22 protein-coding genes and 1 tRNA gene are annotated in these 20,411 nt (G+C 38.2%); 9 read left to right on the top strand and 14 right to left on the bottom strand.

The genetic code is table 11. From position 1 onward, the window contains the following. Positions 1–136: 136 nt before the first annotated feature. Together F935_RS02645 and hemE are read right to left on the bottom strand one after the other, a co-directional pair. Positions 137–931 (bottom strand): DUF817 family protein, encoded by a 795-nt coding sequence (locus F935_RS02645; RefSeq protein ID WP_016137486.1) that lies wholly within the window; start codon positions 929–931, stop codon positions 137–139. A 5-nt stretch (positions 932–936) separates the two neighbouring features. After that, positions 937–2,010: a uroporphyrinogen decarboxylase gene (hemE, locus tag F935_RS02640; protein ID WP_016137485.1), complete on the bottom strand. Its 1,074-nt coding sequence runs from the start codon at positions 2,008–2,010 to the stop codon at positions 937–939. Between the two features lie 303 nt (positions 2,011–2,313). Between hemE and F935_RS02635 the strand changes: the two genes are divergently transcribed. Then, positions 2,314–3,552: a L,D-transpeptidase family protein gene (locus tag F935_RS02635; RefSeq protein WP_016137484.1), complete on the top strand. Its 1,239-nt coding sequence runs from the start codon at positions 2,314–2,316 to the stop codon at positions 3,550–3,552. 187 nt (positions 3,553–3,739) lie between these two features. Next, a complete protein-coding gene (locus tag F935_RS02630) occupies positions 3,740–4,426 on the top strand; it encodes a pirin family protein (protein ID WP_016137483.1) in 687 nt (228 codons plus the stop codon). A 34-nt stretch (positions 4,427–4,460) separates the two neighbouring features. Here the strand turns inward: F935_RS02630 and F935_RS19185 are convergent, their stop codons facing one another. After that, a complete protein-coding gene (locus tag F935_RS19185) occupies positions 4,461–4,700 on the bottom strand; it encodes a hypothetical protein (protein WP_080645515.1) in 240 nt (79 codons plus the stop codon). A gap of 214 nt (positions 4,701–4,914) precedes the next feature. Beyond that, positions 4,915–5,538 (bottom strand): helix-turn-helix transcriptional regulator, encoded by a 624-nt coding sequence (locus tag F935_RS02620; RefSeq protein ID WP_016137482.1) that lies wholly within the window; start codon positions 5,536–5,538, stop codon positions 4,915–4,917. A gap of 256 nt (positions 5,539–5,794) precedes the next feature. Here F935_RS02620 and F935_RS02615 point away from each other — a divergent pair, with 256 nt between their 5' ends. Beyond that, positions 5,795–6,763, top strand: coding sequence for a threo-3-hydroxy-L-aspartate ammonia-lyase (locus F935_RS02615; RefSeq protein WP_016137481.1), 969 nt, complete (start codon positions 5,795–5,797; stop codon positions 6,761–6,763). Positions 6,764–6,875: 112 nt separating this feature from the next. Next, a complete protein-coding gene (locus F935_RS02610) occupies positions 6,876–7,787 on the top strand; it encodes an ornithine cyclodeaminase family protein (protein ID WP_016137480.1) in 912 nt (303 codons plus the stop codon). Positions 7,788–7,855: 68 nt separating this feature from the next. On the opposite strand, the gene F935_RS02605 is transcribed toward F935_RS02610, so the two are convergent. Further along, on the bottom strand, positions 7,856–8,386 hold the full coding sequence (locus tag F935_RS02605) for a MarR family winged helix-turn-helix transcriptional regulator (RefSeq protein ID WP_016137479.1): 531 nt from the start codon (positions 8,384–8,386) through the stop codon (positions 7,856–7,858). A gap of 70 nt (positions 8,387–8,456) precedes the next feature. Between F935_RS02605 and F935_RS02600 the strand changes: the two genes are divergently transcribed. Together F935_RS02600 and F935_RS02595 are read left to right on the top strand one after the other, a co-directional pair. Continuing rightward, entirely contained in the window at positions 8,457–9,329 is an 873-nt protein-coding gene (locus F935_RS02600; protein WP_016137478.1) for an EamA family transporter, read from the top strand. 39 nt (positions 9,330–9,368) lie between these two features. After that, positions 9,369–9,986: a nitroreductase family protein gene (locus tag F935_RS02595; RefSeq protein ID WP_016137477.1), complete on the top strand. Its 618-nt coding sequence runs from the start codon at positions 9,369–9,371 to the stop codon at positions 9,984–9,986. A gap of 176 nt (positions 9,987–10,162) precedes the next feature. Here the strand turns inward: F935_RS02595 and F935_RS02590 are convergent, their stop codons facing one another. From F935_RS02590 to F935_RS02565, 5 genes are all read right to left on the bottom strand, one after another. Then, positions 10,163–10,717, bottom strand: a complete 555-nt coding sequence (locus tag F935_RS02590; protein WP_016137476.1) for a TetR/AcrR family transcriptional regulator — start codon at positions 10,715–10,717, stop codon at positions 10,163–10,165. Positions 10,718–11,499: 782 nt separating this feature from the next. After that, complete coding sequence (locus F935_RS02580) at positions 11,500–11,706, bottom strand: hypothetical protein (protein ID WP_016137475.1); 207 nt, start codon at positions 11,704–11,706, stop codon at positions 11,500–11,502. Positions 11,707–11,776: 70 nt separating this feature from the next. Beyond that, positions 11,777–12,004: a hypothetical protein gene (locus F935_RS02575; RefSeq protein WP_016137474.1), complete on the bottom strand. Its 228-nt coding sequence runs from the start codon at positions 12,002–12,004 to the stop codon at positions 11,777–11,779. A gap of 111 nt (positions 12,005–12,115) precedes the next feature. Beyond that, positions 12,116–12,331, bottom strand: coding sequence for a cold-shock protein (locus F935_RS02570; protein ID WP_016137473.1), 216 nt, complete (start codon positions 12,329–12,331; stop codon positions 12,116–12,118). 638 nt (positions 12,332–12,969) lie between these two features. Continuing rightward, positions 12,970–13,845 carry a LysR family transcriptional regulator gene (locus F935_RS02565; protein WP_016137472.1) on the bottom strand — a complete coding sequence of 292 codons (876 nt, stop codon included), beginning with the start codon at positions 13,843–13,845 and terminating at the stop codon, positions 12,970–12,972. 102 nt (positions 13,846–13,947) lie between these two features. Here F935_RS02565 and F935_RS02560 point away from each other — a divergent pair, with 102 nt between their 5' ends. Both F935_RS02560 and F935_RS02555 read left to right on the top strand, forming a co-directional pair. Beyond that, a complete protein-coding gene (locus F935_RS02560; protein WP_016137471.1) occupies positions 13,948–14,883 on the top strand; it encodes an NADP-dependent oxidoreductase in 936 nt (311 codons plus the stop codon). Positions 14,884–14,913: 30 nt separating this feature from the next. Continuing rightward, entirely contained in the window at positions 14,914–15,783 is an 870-nt protein-coding gene (locus tag F935_RS02555; protein ID WP_016137470.1) for an NmrA/HSCARG family protein, read from the top strand. A 150-nt stretch (positions 15,784–15,933) separates the two neighbouring features. Here the strand turns inward: F935_RS02555 and F935_RS02550 are convergent. The 4 genes from F935_RS02550 to efp all read right to left on the bottom strand — a co-directional run bounded on the left by F935_RS02550 (position 15,934) and on the right by efp (position 19,313). Beyond that, a tRNA-Val gene (locus tag F935_RS02550) sits at positions 15,934–16,010 on the bottom strand. 167 nt (positions 16,011–16,177) lie between these two features. After that, the gene (locus tag F935_RS02545) at positions 16,178–16,483 is read right to left on the bottom strand and encodes a YbdD/YjiX family protein (RefSeq protein ID WP_016137469.1); all 306 of its coding nucleotides are present in this window, start codon (positions 16,481–16,483) and stop codon (positions 16,178–16,180) included. Continuing rightward, positions 16,483–18,579, bottom strand: coding sequence for a carbon starvation CstA family protein (locus tag F935_RS02540; RefSeq protein WP_016137468.1), 2,097 nt, complete (start codon positions 18,577–18,579; stop codon positions 16,483–16,485). Before F935_RS02540 ends, F935_RS02545 begins: the two co-directional genes overlap by 1 nt. Before the next feature lie 164 nt (positions 18,580–18,743). Continuing rightward, entirely contained in the window at positions 18,744–19,313 is a 570-nt protein-coding gene (efp, locus tag F935_RS02535) for an elongation factor P (RefSeq protein WP_004643557.1), read from the bottom strand. A 73-nt stretch (positions 19,314–19,386) separates the two neighbouring features. Here efp and epmB point away from each other — a divergent pair, with 73 nt between their 5' ends. Continuing rightward, the gene (gene epmB, locus F935_RS02530) at positions 19,387–20,403 is read left to right on the top strand and encodes an EF-P beta-lysylation protein EpmB (protein ID WP_016137467.1); all 1,017 of its coding nucleotides are present in this window, start codon (positions 19,387–19,389) and stop codon (positions 20,401–20,403) included. The last annotated feature ends 8 nt before the right edge of the window (positions 20,404–20,411 follow it).

Genomic DNA, 20,411 nt, shown 5'->3' with positions numbered 1-20,411 from the left:
CAAAAATCATTATTGATTGTTTCTTATGTGTTGTATTGTTATGTGTAATTCTTATTACACGATATTAAAGATAACGAGAAGGTTGTGATTTAGCAATTAAAAAATAAACAATATGATAAAAAGTGCAAAAGAAAAATTATCTTAAATTCCAGTTACCTTGATCATCTCTGTTGCCTAATATTTTAAGCACAAGCACCAGACTTAAAATTAATAATAAATACCACGACCCTAGCTTGCCCCAACCGACCATATGCCAAGCATCGACCTGACTTGGATAAAGCCAGATTTTATAAAATGTACTTATATTTTCAGCAATCCAGATCAGAAACGCGAGTGTAAACAGCACAGGTAACATCGGGATTTTGAATTTATGTTCATTTAACTGAAAATAAAGTTTTGTTTTCCAGAAAATAAAAATACTAATCGCAAATAAAATATAGCGAATATCGGGAACAAAAAATTTACTCATAAAATTTATATATGAGAAAAATGCCAGTAATAGCATAGTTGCAAAACTTGGAAGTTTTTCAAAAGACACTTGAAACAGTCGTATTGAGCGTGCAAAAAAACTACCTACGGCCGAATACATGAAGCCAGCAAATAGAGGCACAGTTAAAATTTTAAATACGGCGGGCTGTGGATATTGCCACGATGCAATCGCAGGATGTGTTAGGAATATTTCCATGAACATTGCCATGACGTGAAATAAAGCAATGACCTTGGCTTCTGCCCATGACTCCAGTTTTAAATAGAGTAAGCAAATCTGGATTAAAAGTGCATATGTCAGTAAATAATCATAACGATAGAACCCCATATATTCATGGCTTCCCATCGGTGCTGTTAAAGCAAAAGCAATTAAAAGCAAAATACCAAACAAGGCTGCCGAGACAGCCTTGCCGATAAATTGAAACGGTAAAATTAGATATTGCACAAAAACTATCCTAGATATTTAGCACTATACTCATGCACTGTATCTACAAAGATTTTTGGTTGCGCAGGGTCTACCCATTGAGTAATCCCATGGCCCAAGTTAGCAATGTAACCCGTCTTTTCACCATTTGCGTAGGCATCGTCCAACATTGCTTTCACTGCTTTTTCAATTGAAGCAGCCGAACCGTATAAAACAGCCGGATCAAGATTCCCTTGTAAAGCGACACGTCCAGCCACTGTAGTTCGAGCCGTATTTAATGGTGTCGTCCAATCTAAACCTAAAGCATCTGCACCTGTAGTCATCATTGGCTCTAACCATTGTCCGCCACCTTTAGTGAACACAATGATAGGAATACGTCGACCATCTTTCTCACGTTGTAAACCTGCAATGATTTTATTCATGTAGTTTAAAGAGAATTCGAGATATTCACGATGTGCTAATGCCCCGCCCCAGCTATCAAAGATCTGGATGGCTTGGGCACCTGCATCAATTTGAGCATTTAAATAGTCAATGACTGAGTCTGCTAAATGATCAAGCAAAGCATGTAAAACTTCTGGTTGAGCGTACATCATCTGCTTGGTATAACGGAATTCTTTACTTGAACCGCCTTCAACCATGTAAGTTGCTAGGGTCCAAGGGCTGCCAGAAAAACCAATCAGTGGAACTTGGCCACCTAAAGCAGAACGAATCGTGCTTACCGCATTCATTACATAATCAAGATCTGATTTTGCATTTAACTTTGGTAAATTTGCGACATCTTGCTCAGTACGTACAGTCTTTTGAAACTTAGGACCTTCTCCAGTTTCAAAATAAAGCCCTAAACCCAGTGCATCTGGAATAGTTAAAATATCTGAAAATAAAATTGCTGCATCTAAGTCGTAGCGACGCAAAGGTTGTAAAGTCACTTCACAGGCAAAATCTGTATTTTTACATAAAGATAGGAAATCGCCTGCTTTTGAACGTGTTTCACGATATTCAGGCAAATAACGCCCTGCTTGACGCATCATCCACACTGGGGTGGTATCTACAGGTTCGCGTAACAAAGCACGGAGGAAACGATCATTTTTCAAAGTCGTCATTACCAATCTCTATCTTCTTTATGTGGCAGCATCATATCAAAAACAGAGACATTTTTATAATTTCAATTTCACACAAAAAACTCGTCAATCTACTAAAAAATGCATATTTACACAAAAGTCTACTGCAAGCCGTGGGGTTTTCTGCAATACTTGCAACATGTTACATTGGGGTCATTGGATATTCTTTTAATCACTAAATTGCCAATCTTGGGCTCATAGAAATGAGTTATTGGTAATTTTCTGCACTTTGAGATTAGATCAATTCCCCTATTGCTTATATGAAAATTCTTAAGGTTGAATTACATGTTTGTTCGCTCATTACTCGCTATGAGTTTAAGTTGTATTATTGCTAATGTTGCTTTTGCTGCTTCAACAACTGAGCAACCCCTGAACCCTAAAAAGGTATCAGCTCCTGTGGAAGATCCGATTGATCCTTTAGCAGTAGATGCAGCTTCAACTGTAAAAGCTCAAGCTTCGACACAAATTACCGCTCAAGAACAAAATGACTTAAATCGAGCGTCAACAACATTACAAAATTTGCAAAAAACTGAAGACCCAAATGCTGAATCAGGCATCGCGGCGTCTACTCCAGCTGTTGCTAAAAGCACTGCTGCGTCTACGGCTCCTGCGACAACCGCTGCATCATGGACTTTAGATAGCTTAAACTCGGCAGAATGGTCTGAAAATATTAGTAAAGGCCAACTTCCAGTTTATGCGCGTGCCCATGTAATGCTCAATAATGCACATGCATCGCCAGGTGCAATTGACGGCATGAGTGGTAAAAATACATTAAAAGCAATTTCTTCATTCCAACAAATGAATGGTTTATCAGCTACTGGTGATCTGACCAAAGAAACTTGGGATGCATTGGTTGCGAAACAAAACAAGCCAGCATTTATTGAATACACGATTTCTGATGCTGACTTAAAAGGTCCATATGCTGAGTCAATTCCTTCTGACTACGCATTACAAGCTAAAATGAAAGGTTTGTACTACACACGTGTGACCGAAATGTTGGGTGAGAAGTTTCATATTGATGAAGGTTTCTTAAAGAAATTAAACCCAACTGCGACATTCAAAAAAGTGGGTGAAAAAATCATTGTTCCTAACGTGCGCAATGATTTACCAGAAGATATTCATTTGATTATTGCCCATAAAGGTGCAAAACAATTGTATCTCTTCAATAGTCGGAACCAAATGATTGCCTCATTTCCTGCAACAATTGGCAGTACTGATACGCCTTCTCCGGCCGGTACTTACAAGGTAGTTGGTGTGGCACGTAACCCTTGGTACAGCTATTCACCTTCGAACTTCGTACAAGGTAAAAACTTAAAACCTCTTTCTTTACCACCTGGCCCAAATGCTCCTGTAGGTAATATCTGGATTGGTTTAAGTAAAAAATCTTTTGGTATTCACGGAACTCCAAATCCATCTTTAATTTCTAAAACTGCATCACACGGTTGTATCCGTTTAACAAACTGGGATGCTAATGATTTAGGAAATAAAGTACGTTCTGGCGTAACTGTTAAATTCCTTGAGTAATTAATATATTCTTTAAAAGACCTGCCTTCATGGCAGGTTTTTTTATTCCTAAAAATATTGATCAATAAAAAACTTTACAACCATATCAATTATGCAACGACATGTTGCAGTTAGCCTATTTTTCTGGCTTCTATAGAACGTTAATATATTTCTCAAGAGATAAATAAAAAATTTGGGAGATTAGATCATGAATGCTTATCTACATCGTGGTAAAGATCGAGGTCATGTAAAAGCGGGTTGGTTAGAGTCTTATCATAGCTTTTCATTTGGTAGCTGGTATAACCCTAAATATATGGGTGTCAGTGCTTTACGAGTCATTAATGACGACAGAATTGATGCGCATAATGGTTTCGGTACGCACTCGCATGACAATATGGAAATCTTAACCTGTGTGCTCGATGGTGCAATTTCACACCGCGACACGATGGGAAATGAAGGCCAGATTAAAGCAGGTGAATGGCAGTTAATGAGCGCTGGCACAGGTGTTGCCCACAGTGAAATCAACAACACTGATACGCCTGTACATTTATTACAAATCTGGATTATTCCAAACGTAAGAGATGCAGAGCCAAATTACCAGCAAATTAATCTTGACCCACGTAATGATCCAAATAAATGGCATTTAATTGCAGGGCCTGATGCAAATGCACCGATGCATATTCGTCAAAATACAGAAATAAAGTCGGCTGTATTGGAAAAAGGACGTGAGTTAAATGTTGAGCCAGTTAAAAAAGTGAACTATGTTCACGTGATTTCAGGTGTAGTTCACATTGGTGATCAAGAAGTCAAAGCAGGCGATGCTTTCGTATTTGAAGGTAAAGCGACGATTCAGGCAACTGAAGATAGTCAATTTATCTGGTTCGATTTACCTTAAATCATTAAAAGCCCTTTGCATAAAAGGGCTTTTTTTAATCTCCACCGCCGCCGCTATCACAGCTACCTGAATCTGAAGATGATGAACAATCATTTGAATAACTAGAGCTATGATGATGACTAGGACTATTATCGTGAAAATGATGTGTTGAAGAAGATGAATGATCATGCTCGCGAGATGGCGAATAGTTTTTTAGATTTTTGAGTAGAGCAATTAAACAAATCAGTCCAATACTAGAAAAAATTGCAATAAATATAATTATAAATAACTTCAAATAACGACCTCCTCATAAAGCAACAGAGATGTGTTGTGTTCCTATGTATTTATTTAAATGAGTCATGCTTAATAAACAAGTTGTTTTTTGATAAATAAGATACAACTTATAAAACAGAAAAACTGGCAGAGTAACCTTTAAAAAAAGCACAAAGGTTACGCAATACCAAGTTCAAAAAACACTATGTTCAATCTCATAAATTATGTAAAATCTTTTAATTTTCCTTTACATACAAATAAGCACTTGCTCTTGATATACCTAAATGCTGCGCAACTGTCTCGACAGCCTTTTTAATTTCTAATAACCCATTATTCTTTAACTCATATATTAATTGTTTTCGCTCATTGAGTTTTAACATACGCGGTGTAGTGGCATGTTTTGAGGCAAATTGATCAATATATTTTCGAATAGCTTCAGCACCATTCGGTTCCAAATTTTCAATAACGTTATTCGTTTCAATTTTAGTGAAATGTTCTAAAGCACTTTGCATTCCTCTAAATAGGGTTAAATCAATATTCATACATAAAGCAGCCACATATTGGCCCTCTTCATCTTTAATCCCAATAGATGTGCTTTTTGCGGGACGACCATCAGCAAACTGGTTTGCATAATTTGAAATCAGATTTGGAAATTCTGGTGACATGATTCTAGCCAGCCCTAACTCAGTTGCTGGATCTCCAATTTTTCGACCAGATAAATTATTGTGTATTGAGAGTATGGCATGTTCAGGATTTGTTAAGTCATGGACCACAACTTCACAAAAAGGAGATAACGTTTCACTTAATCCCTTTGCGATTGTATCTAGTTGAGTGAGTAAATGTTTATCGCGATTTCCCAATTTATTTTCTCCAAATGACTTACTGGCTACTTCAAACCCTAGCGTCAAGTATGCAAGCAGCAATTTAGACTTTTTATCTAATTTTAAACTTAATGTAAATCAAAATCTTATATCTCATTGTTATCACATTAGAAAATAAAATTAGACATTTTATCTAAATATATATATTTTATCTAAACAAGGTCAATATATTGTGCGTTCCTTGAGCAATACGAAATCTTGCATCCGAAAACACTGAATAGAATTAGGTTTAATTATGAAAAATTTAACCCTTCCCACTTATGAAGATATCGCAGCCGCTGCTAAACGTATAAAAGGTTTTGCAAATAAAACCCCTGTTTTAACTTCACGTACGGTTAACAATGAATTTGAAGCAGAATTACTCTTTAAATGTGAGAATTTTCAGCGTATTGGTGCTTTCAAATTTCGTGGTGCTATGAATGCACTTTTGCAATTCAATGAGGCTCAAAAAAAAGCTGGTGTGGTTGCTTTCTCTTCGGGGAATCATGCTCAATCTATTGCGCTGGCATCAAAAATTCTTGGTATTCCAGCAACCATCATCATGCCTAAAGATGCGCCTGCTGCAAAAATGGCAGCAACGCGAGAATACGGCGGCAATATTGTTGAATATGACCGCTATACAGAAAGTCGCGAACAACGTGGTAAAGAAATTGCGGAAAAAAATGGCCTGACACTCATTCCATCTTATGACCATCCACATGTAATTGCAGGTCAAGGAACGGTTGCAAAAGAGCTATTTGAAGAGGTTGGCGAATTAGATTACCTATTTGTAGGTTTAGGTGGTGGTGGTTTATTGGCAGGTTCTTCTTTATCTGCTCGCAAGCTCTCTCCGAACTGTAAAATATATGGTGTTGAACCTGCTCTAGGAAATGATGGACAAATGTCTTTTAGAAAAGGAGAAATTGTTCAGATTGATATACCTAAAACAATTGCCGATGGTGCTCAACTTCAAAGTGTAGGCAAATTAACATTTCCTATTATTCAAAAGAATGTAGATGACATTTTGACAGTAGAAGACGAAGAACTCATTAGTTGTATGAAGTTCTTTGCTGAAAGAATGAAAATGGTGGTTGAACCGACTGGATGTCTCGGATTTGCCGCTGCACGTAATTTAAAACGTGAGTTAAAAGGCAAACGTATAGGCATCATCATTAGTGGCGGCAATGTCGATATTGCTAAATATGTAGAGTTTTTATCAGCTTAATAAAAGTCAATGTCTATCTATGATGTCAGCTAAAACGTCATAGATAGACATCACATACGCAGGCCCCTCGACTTATTCGTGTCTTAATTTAAATAAACTTTTGGAGATGGTGATGAGATTTATTTCTGAGTCGGAATCTTCTGCTCTCATCAATCATGAACTGGCTTATGACGCCATTTACCAAGCTTTAATTGCTGCAACTCAACCGGACACTCAAACTTTTCCTGTAGTCCATGGTCAAGGGTCCGATAGCAGAAATACCTTTAGTATTAAGTCATCGGCGACTGAGCATTTAGCTGGTCTTAAAGTTGGTTCTTTTTGGGAAGACAACCCTAAAAATGGTTTGCCTCGACATAACGCGCTCATTTTATTATTTAATCAAGCCAATGGAAAAATGGCAGCAGCTATCGAAGCAGGCAAAGTAAATGCTTTCCGTACAGCCGCTTCTAATGCAGTTGCTACCCATGTACTTGCAAGAAAAGATTCAAAAGTATTAGCGATATTTGGTACAGGGAATCAGGCCAAATATGAATGTGAGGCTTTAGCGAGAATTAGAAATTTCGAACAGATTTTGATAGTAGGACGCGACCAAAGTAAAGCTGAACAAATGGCAGAAGACCTCAAACACGTAGGTGTTAAGCTTCAAATTATGAGTGCAAAAGAAGCCTGTGAGCAAGCCGATATTATTGTGACAGCAACGTCCTCCCACGTTCCTCTTTTCAAAGCAGAATGGGTTAAAGCTGGTACTCATATTTCATCTATGGGTTCAGATAAACAAGGCAAACAAGAACTTCCGCCAAAGTTATTTTCACATAGTGGTTTATTTTGTGATCTTGATGTTCAGTCTAAACTCATTGGTGAATTTCAACATGCTCCTGAGTCTGTAACTTTAATAAATATAGGTGATGTGCTCTTAGCAAACGCTCAAGGTAGGCAGTCTCTGGAACAAATCACAATTTATGATAGTTCAGGGCTATCGATCCAAGATTTATATATCGCTCAAAAAATTTTAGAAATTTCTTAATTTTTTTTAATTTAACTGCATCAGTTAGGCTGATGCAGTTAAATTAAAAGCATCTCTTTCTTAATATTTTACCTACCCTTTTTTGTAGATGCTTCTAAAGATTGGAGCAGTACTGACAAAGAGGCATTGATATTATCTATTTCATTACTAGACAGTACTGAAAGTATAAGACGTTCATTCTCTACATGTGCTTCCACTGCCTTATTGATTAACTCCAATCCATGGCTTGTAAGTTGCACAAGCATACTGCGGGCATCTTCTTCGTTATCTATACGTTCAATAAGGTTCCTCTGCTCCAGTTTCTTTAAACGATGTGTCATTGTTCCCGAAGTAATCATTAATGCTGAAAACAATTCAGTTGGACTTAGTCTATATGGGGATCCCGAACGTCTAAGCGTAGCCAACATATCGAACTCCCAAAGACTCAGGTCAAAGGTTGAAAAGTTAGATTCCAACAGCCGTTCTATGAGAGTAGCGCATCGTTTAATGCGACCAATAGGCCCCATAGGACTGGCATCAAGATCCGGTCGCTCTTTCGCCCATTGTTCTAAAATTTTATCAACTTCATCTTTTTGCAGACTATCGTTCTGTTTTTTCATTTATCTTGACTTCAAGCTAATTGGCATGACAACATAATAATATCTTGAATTGAAGATAAATGGCAAATATATGTCAACGACTATTCCAGCTTCACGTGGGTTCGATATTGTACTCACTGCATTAGCTCCTATTATTTGGGGTTCCACCTATATTGTGACATCAGAACTTTTACCATCAGACCGCCCTTTTACCTCAGCACTGATACGAGTATTACCAGCAGGTTTACTTTTATTGTTATTTACTCGCCGCATGCCTGCTAAAAATGATTGGTGGCGTTTAATCATATTGGGGGTGCTCAACATCGGGCTTTTTCAAGCTTTTTTATTTGTCGCTGCCTATCGTTTACCAGGTGGATTAGCTGCTGTACTTGGTGCCATCCAGCCTTTATTGGTAATGGTATTAGCTTGGGTAATAGATGGTCGGTCACCACTTAGAGCTACACTCTGGTCAGCTGTGATCGGGATGTTTGGAATGGCACTCTTGCTGTTATCGCCTAACACCGTTTTTGAACCGATTGGAATCTTAACTGCCTTATTAGGTGCTATATGCATGGCGTGTGGTGTATGGCTCACATCTCGCTGGAAATTAGATATGCCGTTACTTGCTCTTACTGGCTGGCAGCTTGTGATTGGGGGGTTAATTCTTCTCCCTATTGCTTGGATGGTAGACGCGCCTCTCCCTACTTTAAAACCTGTGCAATATATTTCTTACGCTTACTTGAGCTTAGCGGGTGCTTTAGTGGCTTATGTACTTTGGTTTAGAGGCATAATTCGTCTGCCAAGTGTGGCAGTTGCATCTCTTGGGCTACTTAGTCCTCTTACTGCGGTGGTACTGGGTTGGACTTTATTATCACAGTCAATTTCAGGAACTGCCCTTTTAGGATTAGTTATCGTGCTTATTAGTGTGTTCGTAGTGCAATGGACAAGTGCACGCCGTAATTAATGATTAACTTTAAAATTATTTTTCTTTTCTGAGGCTTATATGAATATCTCTATACAACACGCTATTGAAACTCGCACATCAATTAATAACTTTCAGCCAAATCGCTCGTTAGATGAAGATACCATCAAGTTATTAGTCGAATTAGCAACCAAGGCTCCCTCGGCTTATAATTTACAAAATTGGCGTTTTATAGCGGTACGCTCTGAAGCATCAAAACAATTATTGAAAGCAGCAGCTTTTGGACAAGATAAAATTACTGATGCTTCTGTAAATTTCATAATCTGCGGGACATTTGATGCACATCATCAACTGCATAACGCACTTCAGCCATCCCTAGAAAATAATATTATGGGACATAACGTTATTGATAGCTGGGTAAAACAAGCGACTAATGCTTATCAAGATAACGCTATATTACAACGCGATGAAGCCATTCGTTCTGCATCTTTAGCAGCCATGACCTTAATACTCGCTGCACAAGAAATGGGTTTAGGAACTTGTGCAATGGGTGGATTTGATGCAAAACAAGTATCTCAAGACTTTGAACTTACTGCGAATGAATTGCCTGTCATGATTGTTGCTGTGGGTTATTCAACAATCAATAATTGGGCACAAAAAATACGTAAGCCTGTAACAGACGTTCTTACGATTGTTTAATAAATTCATAGCAAAAAAGAATTGCCTGCATAGATTTCATTTCTTGTGTGTTTTCGTTTAAATCTGATAGTTATAATTTTTTATGTGACTATCAGATTTAACTGAACTAAATTCGTTTTATCACTGAACATTTAAACATTAGCGGAACGATAAAATATTAAATTGTTTTATGAACGTTAAATCCCTCCTTTCAAGAAACAGTCCAATACCCTTTCCCGCTCGATTGCCACATCCGAGCTTAAAAACTGAATAATTGCGCCCTCAATCATATATAAAAATAGTTTAGCATCTTGAAAAGTCACATCGTTTTTGAGTGTTCTAAGCTGGCTATAAATTTCATTAATTAGCCATGTTCTATATCTCACTGCGACTTGATAGGCTTTCGGATAGGTCAGTTTCGTTTCAAAAATTGCTTTAAATAATAAATAGTACGGCCCTTCTAAATCAGTATGTAAGAAATAAAGTTTCTTTAATTGATCAGTTACGTTGGTGCGGTTCGCTTCGTTAGCAATTGAAATCACTTTTTCTTTTAAACGCTCTTTTTGCACAATCAAACAGATTTCAATAAACCGCTCTTTAGAGTGGAAGTAGTTATAAAAAGTCGCTTTTGGAATTTTTGACTCTTTCACAATTCGGTCGATTCCAACGGTATGAAATCCGTGATGGTGAAACAAATAAATGGATGTATTAACAACTTCTATAGCACGCGTTGCGAGAACTAAATTTGGCATCGTTTTACCGTTATAAATTCTTGTTGTTTCTAAGTGAGATGCTTTTTGGGAGAAAAAAAGGCATAGCAAAGCCGTAAAGACTGTGCGTGGCACATCTCAAGTTTTATTGTTGAACTAAGTTTTTAGACGAAATGATTTAAAGCCTGAAAATCTTTAGATGATCAAACTGCTTTAAAAATTTAAGTTGTGTCGTTATAGCTTTTGGCAAAGGCTGCCAAGAAATTAAGAATGTGCAAAGCCAACTCCTTTTTATTGGGAGTTCTGCCAGACATTTAGAATTATGGTGGCAGAACGGAAGAAGGTTGACAGACTAGTATTATCTCAAACTAGCACACCCGAAGGTGTCCCTCTCCCGTCCTACCGCTACGGGAGGGAACGAGTGGTACACCACACAAGGCTATTCCTCAGAAGGAAAGGCTCTGATGCGGGAGATAATATTCAGCCTGTCAAAGCCGGCTGGCAATGTAAGCCAGCAGGCAAAGGATAAGCTTCGCATTTGTTGCAGTCAAGCACACAAAATGACATTTGCTTTAAATTAGATCATTAAAAAGCAAGGTTAAATAATCAATAAGTGATTGTTTAAGAGGGGTTTATAAAGGTTGGAATTTTAGAGACATGTGGGTTTTGTGAAGTAGGAATACGCTAGTGTGGCTTTCACCACCTACGCTTTATTATTAAAGTTATTGTTTAACTAAGTGTTTGCAACGTGCCCTAGCGCGATGAGGATTTTCTATTTTTGAAAAGAATCTATCCTACCGCGTTAAATGTATTACCTTGATAAATTAATTTATTTTATCAATTTTAAAAATTTTACCACTTAAGGTGCTTTGAAAAAACATTTCAAAACTTGGTCGTATATCTTCGCCTTCAACTGTAATGTATTTTAAATTAGAAAAACATTGAGTATTAGCGAAATTACTATCTACTGTTGCCTGAATGAAGTATTTACTTCCAAACTGGTCTTTAACACTGATATTTTGTTTAAGCATTACGATATCCTTATAAAATTATGGCAGAAATAATGGATCTACCTAAATATCCAATAACAAGTTGAGTTTTTTAACAAACTCTATCATTTAATTTAAATAGTTGATTTATAGAGGCATAAAAGGTACGCCCATCTAAATTTAAATCAACTTCAACTCCTGATGAAAGGAGAACTCTTTTTCCAACTTCAACAGTTTTAAAACCATCACGTGTATTTTGTATTCTATTTAGAGGAATTAAAGACACTAGAATTTCTGTACCATTTTTAGATTTTGCAATTAAGTCATTTATTTTTAACAATTTATATCCTAAATTAAAATTTACTTATAATCTTAAAAAAACTTTAAAATTATTTTAAAACCAAAATAAAAGCACCCATTAGTGCTTTTATTTATTAGTGCTTATAATTATTTATAGAGCAACAATATTTACAGCATTTGGGCCTTTTTGGCCTTGTGCAACACTGAATTCAACACGTTGACCTTCAGCAAGAGTTTTGAAACCTGAGCTAGTGATTTCGCTAAAATGAGCAAAAACGTCTGGTCCTGATTCTGGTTGGATAAAACCGAAACCTTTAGCTTCGTTAAACCACTTAACAGTACCTTTCATGATATTTGAATTAGACATAATAAATCCTATTTTTTTAAATTTAAGCCAGTTTATTGGCTATGAGTAACATCGAAATAATAAAGAATGGAGCTTAAAATCTAAAAAAAACGAAGGATTATGACTAATACTGCGGTACTTAGAGAAGATTTACCAAACATGACTTTTTCTAGTTATGTTCATTATATACGAAAAATAAAATTAATCAAGTTTTCTAATATATATATTTATTTTATTTATAAAATATGATGAATTCTCTTAATTCTAAGTTGTTTATAAGCAAGTTATGCTCAATGCAGACATTCTTTTGGCATACCTCTTCGCTTACCTTATATAAAATGAGACAAACAGGCATAAAAAAAGACTTATAAGCTAATAAATTGCTTATAAGTCTTTATAAATCTTGGTAGCGTCCAATACCAAAAAAGACTATAAGATACGAATAAATATATATTTAATAAAATACAAATTAATAGCGATACAAGCCATGATACAAAAATATTGCTACTACCTTCGCTTGAGTAGGTAGTGCCTCAATAGCTATAATCTTCTATTACGCATTAACTATTTTTTAATAGCATTAGCAATAGATTATCTAGGATAAAATTGAACAAGCATGCTGCTTATCTATGTAATATGTATGGAATAACAAAGTGGCTCTATCCATTTAATGTTAAGAACATATCTGGATATCTTTCACAGATAAAATCAACAAATGCCCGTACTTTAGGAGCTGCAAGTCGTCTAGAAGTATGTAAAACCCATAATGACCTCTCTACTCCTGACAGTACCCCCCACTGAATTAATTCACCACGGGCAATCTGGTTCCATGCTATGGACTGCGGAATGAGTGCAACACCACCACCAGCAATTGCAGCTTCACGGACCATAAGTAGTGACGAGAATCGCAGTTTCGGGATTGGTTCCAGAATTAACTCCTCTTCATTTAGTTTCCAATGTGTGGGCTGGAAGCTTGTCGTTACAATACTGGGAACTTGTCTGATTGCACCAGATTGAGGTTTAGTAATTTCTGGAGCTGCTACAACAACGAGCTTATCTTTGGCGAAGCATCGCCCGACTAAATTACTATCAGGACTTGGATTAAGTCTAATAGCTATATCAAATTGTTCTTCAACAATATCCACCAAGCGATCTTCTGCAACAACTTCAATCTCAATCTCTGGATAAGCTGCACAGAATTCGGCACTAATACGTCCCATTGAGAGTTGAGAGAATAAAACTGGCGCTGCTATTCGTAATCGCCCACGAGGTGTTGAAATTCCATCACTAACAGAAGTCATTGCTTCAGCTACCTCAAGCATCAATATCTCAGTGCGGGACATCAATTGCTGACCTGCTTCTGTAAGCTTCAATCCTCGAGCACTACGCTCAATCAATCTGACTCCTAATTGTTCCTCAAGATCAGCAATTCTTCTAGATAACGTGGCTTTTGGAATACCACTCAAACGACTGGCCTTCCCCAAGCCTTCCTGTGTTGCCACAAGGATGAAATCAGATAGTGCATTTAAGTTCATAGTGTTCCATTTTTAAAACAAGGTGTTTAGTTTTTATAATCTTTGTTTATTAAATGCAATGGAATAATGTCTTGTTATGAAAACTTGATATTAGGAATTGCTATGAGCAACGTTCAACGTGCTGTATTAATCCGTGATTATGGTGGTGCAGAAATTACTGAAATTGCCACTATTGAGAAACCAATACCAGAATCTGGTCAGGTGCTGGTTCGAGTACGAGCTGCTGGTATTAATGGTATTGATTGGAAGGTACGTGAAGGGAATGTAAAAAGAGCTTTTCCGCTTCAATTACCAATCATCTTAGGTGCCGAAATGGCAGGTGTTATTGAAGCCGTTGGGCCGAACACATCTCGTTTCCGCGTAGGTGATCGTGTTATGGGTGCTATGGGTAAATTGGGAGCATTTGCTGAATTCGTAGTAATTAACGAAGCAAACCTTTCTCCTACACCTGAAGCTTTAAGTGATATTCATGCTGCTGCTATACCAGTATCAGCAGTCGCTGCTTGGAACAGCCTTCATTACGCAGGACCCCTTTACTCAGGTCAAAAAATTCTTATTCATGGTGCTGCTGGTGGTTTAGGTTCTTATGCTGTTCAGTATGCGAAAAAAGCAGGTGCTAAAGTCTTTGCTACCGCAGGTCAAGCTGATTTAAATTTTGTGAAAAGTCTTGGAGCTAATGAAGTCATCAATTATCACACCCAACGTTTTGAAGACATTCTACAAGACATCGACTTAGTACTTGATTATGTTGGTGGAGAAGTTCTAGACCTCTCATGGCAAGTATTAGCAACTGATGGAACAGTTATTAGTACTGCATCTCCCGACATTCTAATCCGTATGCCTCCGAACCGTCGAGGACTCTGGTTTATGAATCAACCAAATCCCGAACTACTAGAAAGACTAGCTATAGATGTATCAAACGACGCACTTCAATTCAGGATTGGTGATGTAGTCGGTTTTACTGATATTCCAAATGCAATTGAACGCAACCGTACCGTTTCTGGGATAGGTAAGGTCGTTGCAGATTTTTCTATTTAAACCATTACGTATCAATTCTAGGAGATCAATATGAGTATTCTTGTTACGGGTGCTACAGGCACCATCGGTTCATTTATCATTCAAGGACTTGCAAATGCGGGGGCTGAGGTTAAAGCACTTGTACGCAAAACGGGTAAGCGAGACTTTCCTGAGGGCGTTACTGAAGTAGTGGGAGACCTTACTGATGTCGCTTCCATGCGTACAGCACTGTCATCTGTACGTACACTATTTTTGCTAAATGCAGTTACACCAGATGAGGTGACCCAAGCCCTAATCACATTGAACCTTGCACGTGAAGCTGGTATTGAACGCATCGTATACCTTTCGGTGATTCATGCCGACAAGTTTACAAATGTTCCTCATTTTACGGGGAAGCATACAGTCGAACGTATGATTGAAAGTCATAACATTCCAGCAACTATTCTTCGTCCAGCTTACTTCATGCAAAATGATTTAATGGTTCAACAGACAGTTCAAAATTATTCAGTTTATCCAATGCCCATTGGTTCTGCTGGAGTTTCTATGATCGATGCACGAGATATTGCAGATGTGGCCGTAGCTGAATTATTAAGACGTGACAGATCTTCCTCTGTACTTGATCGTATTACACTCGAATTAGTTGGGCCTGAGGTGCTTACGGGTAATTCTGTAGCGAAAATTTGGAGTGAAGCTTTAGGTCAAAAAATCACTTATGGCGGTGATGATGTTGCTGCTTTTGAGGGGCAATTATCTTCATTTAGCCCTAGCTGGATGGCTTACGATATGCGTCTTATGATGGCTGAAATCCAAACATTTGGGATGCAAGCTGCTGCTGGCACAGTAGAAAATTTAGAGTTGATAATAGGACATCCCCTACGTACCTATGAAGATTTAGTCCGTGAATCTATTGGTTCTATTTAAAAGAGCTATTGCCTGACAGAGTAAAGGAACCGCATAAGGATCAATCTGCTATATAAATTTATACAAAGCCATAAAAAAGCCCTAAACCATTATAGTTTAGGGCTTTTTAAGTCATGTAAAGCTATTCGAGTTTATATGACTTTAATGTCTTGGTAGGTATATCCAGACTCGAACTGGAGACCTCTACGATGTCAACGTAGCGCTCTAACCAACTGAGCTATACACCTGAGATGGAAAGCATAATATTCATTTTTCAAAAGCAAAACAAGTGATTTTCAATTGAAAAAAATACAAATGAGCAGACTTTAAGCAAACCTTTTTCATTTCCCAAAAAAGAAAAACGGTACATGGTTTAACCACATACCGTTTTGTTTAGCTGAATTTAACTCTCAACTTAACAAGGGCATTTCTTCAAAGTACCGCCTGCCGATGGATAACGCGCATCCACACAATAACGATAGAAAGTTTTATTATCCATTGGTGTTAAATCAGGATGATGAGCTTTCATATGCTCCAAATAAGTCTGATAGTCTGGCACACCAACCATCAGTCGAAAGCTTTGCTGCAAACGCTGCCACAGCGTCGCAATACGCGACCAGTTCTTTGGAGAAAGCAACAGCTCTTTTTGTGAGAGCACTGTCATTTTGATGATTTTCGCAATAATGACAGTTCCATTTTTTGCAAATTTAAAATTCATCATTACTCTCCTCGTGGAGTTACTACTTCCGGATCGGCATATACAGCTGGAGATTCATTTACAGTCGGTGTTGGACTTGCTAAAGCACGGCGTACAATACCAATTGAAGCAATAATCATGACAATCGAAACAATCATAAAGAAGCCACAAAGCGCAGCATTAATCTGATTCGACATCACAATGTTTTGCATTTCAGCAATGGTTTTAGCTGGTTTAAGAATTTCACCACGAGCGATTGCATCAGAGAATTTATGTGCTTGTGCCAAGAAACCAATCTTTGGATTTTCGTGGAAAATCTTTTGCCAGCCCGCAGTCATACAGGTCACGAACAAGAAAATTGTTGGGATGATCGTTACCCATACATATTTTTCTTTTTTCATTTTAAACAAAATGACTGTACCCAAAATAAGGGCCATCGAAGCCAGCATTTGGTTACCAACACCAAATAAAGGCCAGAGTGAATTGACACCGCCGAGTGGATCAATCACACCTTGATAAACGAAGAAGCCCCATCCACCTACCGCAACAGCCGTACCGACCAAGTTACCAAAGAATGAACCTGATGCTTTAACCGCAGGAATAACAATACCAACCGTATCTTGCACCATGAAACGACAAGCACGTGTACCCGCATCTACAGCAGTTAAGATGAATAATGCTTCAAACAAAATGGCAAAGTGATACCAGAACGCCATCATTGAACGGCTATTGAAAATTTCCGAAATGATGTGCGCCATACCAATCGCAAACGTAGGTGCTCCACCTGTACGCGATAAAATCGAAGTTTCTCCGACTTCTTGTGCCAACAGCGTTAACATTTCAGGAGTAACCACAAAGCCTAAATTACGCACAGCTTCTGCCGCTGTTTCTACAGTTGTACCCAATACAGCCGCAGGCGCATTAATTGCAAAGTACACGCCTGGGTCTAAGACAGTTGCACAGATCATCGCCATGATACCGACGAAAGATTCCATGAGCATACCGCCATAACCAATCACACGAATGTCAGCTTCGTTATCAATGAGTTTTGGTGTCGTACCACTTGATACAAGTGCGTGGAAACCAGAAATAGCGCCACAGGCAATGGTAATAAATAGGAATGGAAATAAGCTACCCGAGAAAACAGGGCCAGTACCGTCAATAAAATGAGTCACTGCTGGCATTTTCAGTTCAGGTAATGCAATGATAATACCGATTGCTAAACCGAGAATGACACCAATTTTAAGGAATGTTGATAGATAATCACGTGGTGCTAACAACAACCAGACAGGTAAGACTGAGGCGATAAAACCATAAATGATTAAGCACCATGTAAGCTGTGTTCCGGTTAAGGTGAAAAATTCACCCCAGTAAGGATCGGCTGCAACATGTCCACCGTAAACAATGGCAAGCATCATTAAGACGAAGCCAATAATAGAAACTTCAGCAATACGTCCCGGGCGAATAAATCGCATGTAAACGCCCATAAATAATGCAATTGGAATAGTTGCTGCAATCGTAAACACACCCCATGGACTATGAGCGAGTGCTTTAACCACAACTAAAGCCAACACTGCAAGGATAATAATCATTACCCCAAGCGCACCAAGCATTACAACGATACCAGCAAAAGAACCCAGTTCCTGTTTTGCCATTTCACCAAGCGAACGACCGTCTCGACGCGTTGAAATAAATAAAACTAAGAAATCTTGTACTGCACCTGCGACAACCACACCGACCAGTAGCCAGAGCGTTCCAGGTAAAAAGCCCATTTGTGCAGCCAAAATTGGCCCGACTAATGGCCCCGCTCCTGCAATTGCCGCAAAGTGGTGACCAAAAAGCACATATTTATTGGTGGGAACATAATCCAGACCATCAGCTAAACGATGTGCTGGGGTTAAACGTCTTGGGTTTAATTCAAATACTTTAGTTGCAATAAATAGACTATAAAATCGATATGCGATGCTATATACACATGCTGCAGCCAGTACAAGCCAAACCGCATTAACATGTTCACCACGACTGAGTGCCAGCATCCCAAAAGAAATTGCACCTATAATTGCCACTAGGCTCCAGACCAGCTTGGAGGGAAGCGTAGATTTCGCTTGCATTGTGTCCATTCTTAACCTCTCAATAAATAACTACAGCATTTTTATATTGTTATGTACTGTTCTATCAAATCCTTGTGACTGTACTCCTCCTTTAATTTTTTTCCTCTTATACTTTCGCATAAAAAAAGGGATGATTTACATCATCCCTTCGATAATAGTTTATTTTTTAACTATTATGCACGCTCTAAATAATCGCCAGTACGAGTATCTACACGAACGCTATCTTCTTGCTGAACAAATAACGGAACACGAACAACCGCACCTGTTTCAAGCTTAGCTGGTTTACCGCCACCGCCAGATGTATCACCGCGTACACCTGGATCAGTTTCAACAATTTTTAATACTACGAAGTTCGGTGCGCTTACAGTTAAAGGCACGCCATTGAACAACATAATAGTACATTTTTCATTTGAATCGTCTTTTAACCATTTAGCTGCATCGCCCATTGCAGTTTTGTCTGCAGCGATTTGCTCAAAAGTTACAGGATCCATGAAGTTCCAAAGTTCGCCATCATTGTATAAGTAGTCCATTTCTACTTCTACGATGTCAGCCGCTTCTACAGTATCGCCAGACTTAAAAGTTTTTTCTAAAACTTTACCAGTTCTAAGGTTACGTAATTTTACGCGGTTGAACGCTTGACCTTTACCTGGCTTTACGTATTCATTTTCCATGATTGAACATGGGTTACTGTCAAGCATGACCTTAAGGCCCGGCTTGAAATCATTTGTAGAATAATTGGCCATGACTGGCACACTCCAAACTTAACAAGTCAACTATGCGATATAATGCGTTCTTGCATTATCTTAATCGTGTCAAATGATAAACTATTTATACCAAGAGCAAAACTGGCAATCGCAACTGAGTGACCTTATTACTGATCCGTCGGAGTTGCTCAACCTACTCGAGTTATCCACCGATCAGCTATTATCAGGTGCGATTCTGGCTTCTGAACAGTTTAAATTGCGTGTTCCTCGCGCGTTCGTCGGAAAAATGAACGCTAAAGACCCGTTTGACCCGCTTTTGCTACAGGTTTTACCCCATCATTTAGAACTCGAAGAACATCCTGAATTTGTAACGGACCCTTTGGGCGAAGAAGCCGCAAATCAATTACCAGGCGTATTACATAAATATAAATCACGCTTTTTACTGACTTTGACGGGTGCTTGTGCCGTACATTGCCGTTATTGTTTCCGTCGTCATTTTCCCTATCAAGAAAATTTACCGAAAAATGATGATTGGCTAAATATTAAAAATTACATTGAAGCGAATCCGCACATTAATGAAATCATTTTAAGTGGTGGAGACCCCCTTACGCTTTCTAACCGTAAATTAGCACTTTGGCTAGAACGTTTATCATCTCTCAAACAAATTAAGATTCTGAGAATTCATTCACGAGTTCCAATTGTGATTCCAAACCGGATCGACGAAGAGCTGATTTCTTTATTAAAAAACAGTAGGCTGCGTATTATTCTGGTGGTACACTCAAACCACGCTTCTGAACTCGATGACTTTACCTGTTCAAAATTGTTGCAGTTATCTGCCGAGCACATTACTGTACTTAATCAGGCAGTATTGCTTAAAGGTGTTAATGATTCTGCACAGACATTAATTGATTTAAGTTATCGTTTATTTGAAGCTCGCGTTATGCCTTATTACTTACATGTTTTAGATAAAGTAAAAGGTGCACAACATTTTGATTTAATACCATCTGAGATAGATGATATATATCGTGATGTGTTAGCGAACCTACCGGGGTATTTGGTTCCTAAACTCGTCAGGGAAATTGCGGGCGAAAAGAATAAAACACCGCTTTTTGGGGCTACAACATTTTGAGTTATATA

It is taken from the genome of Acinetobacter calcoaceticus ANC 3811 (assembly GCF_000399665.1).
Taxonomy (GTDB): Bacteria; Pseudomonadota; Gammaproteobacteria; order Pseudomonadales; family Moraxellaceae; genus Acinetobacter; species Acinetobacter calcoaceticus_B.
The sequence above is the reverse complement of the archived record's forward strand: the minus strand, read 5'-3'. Positions and strand labels throughout refer to the sequence as shown.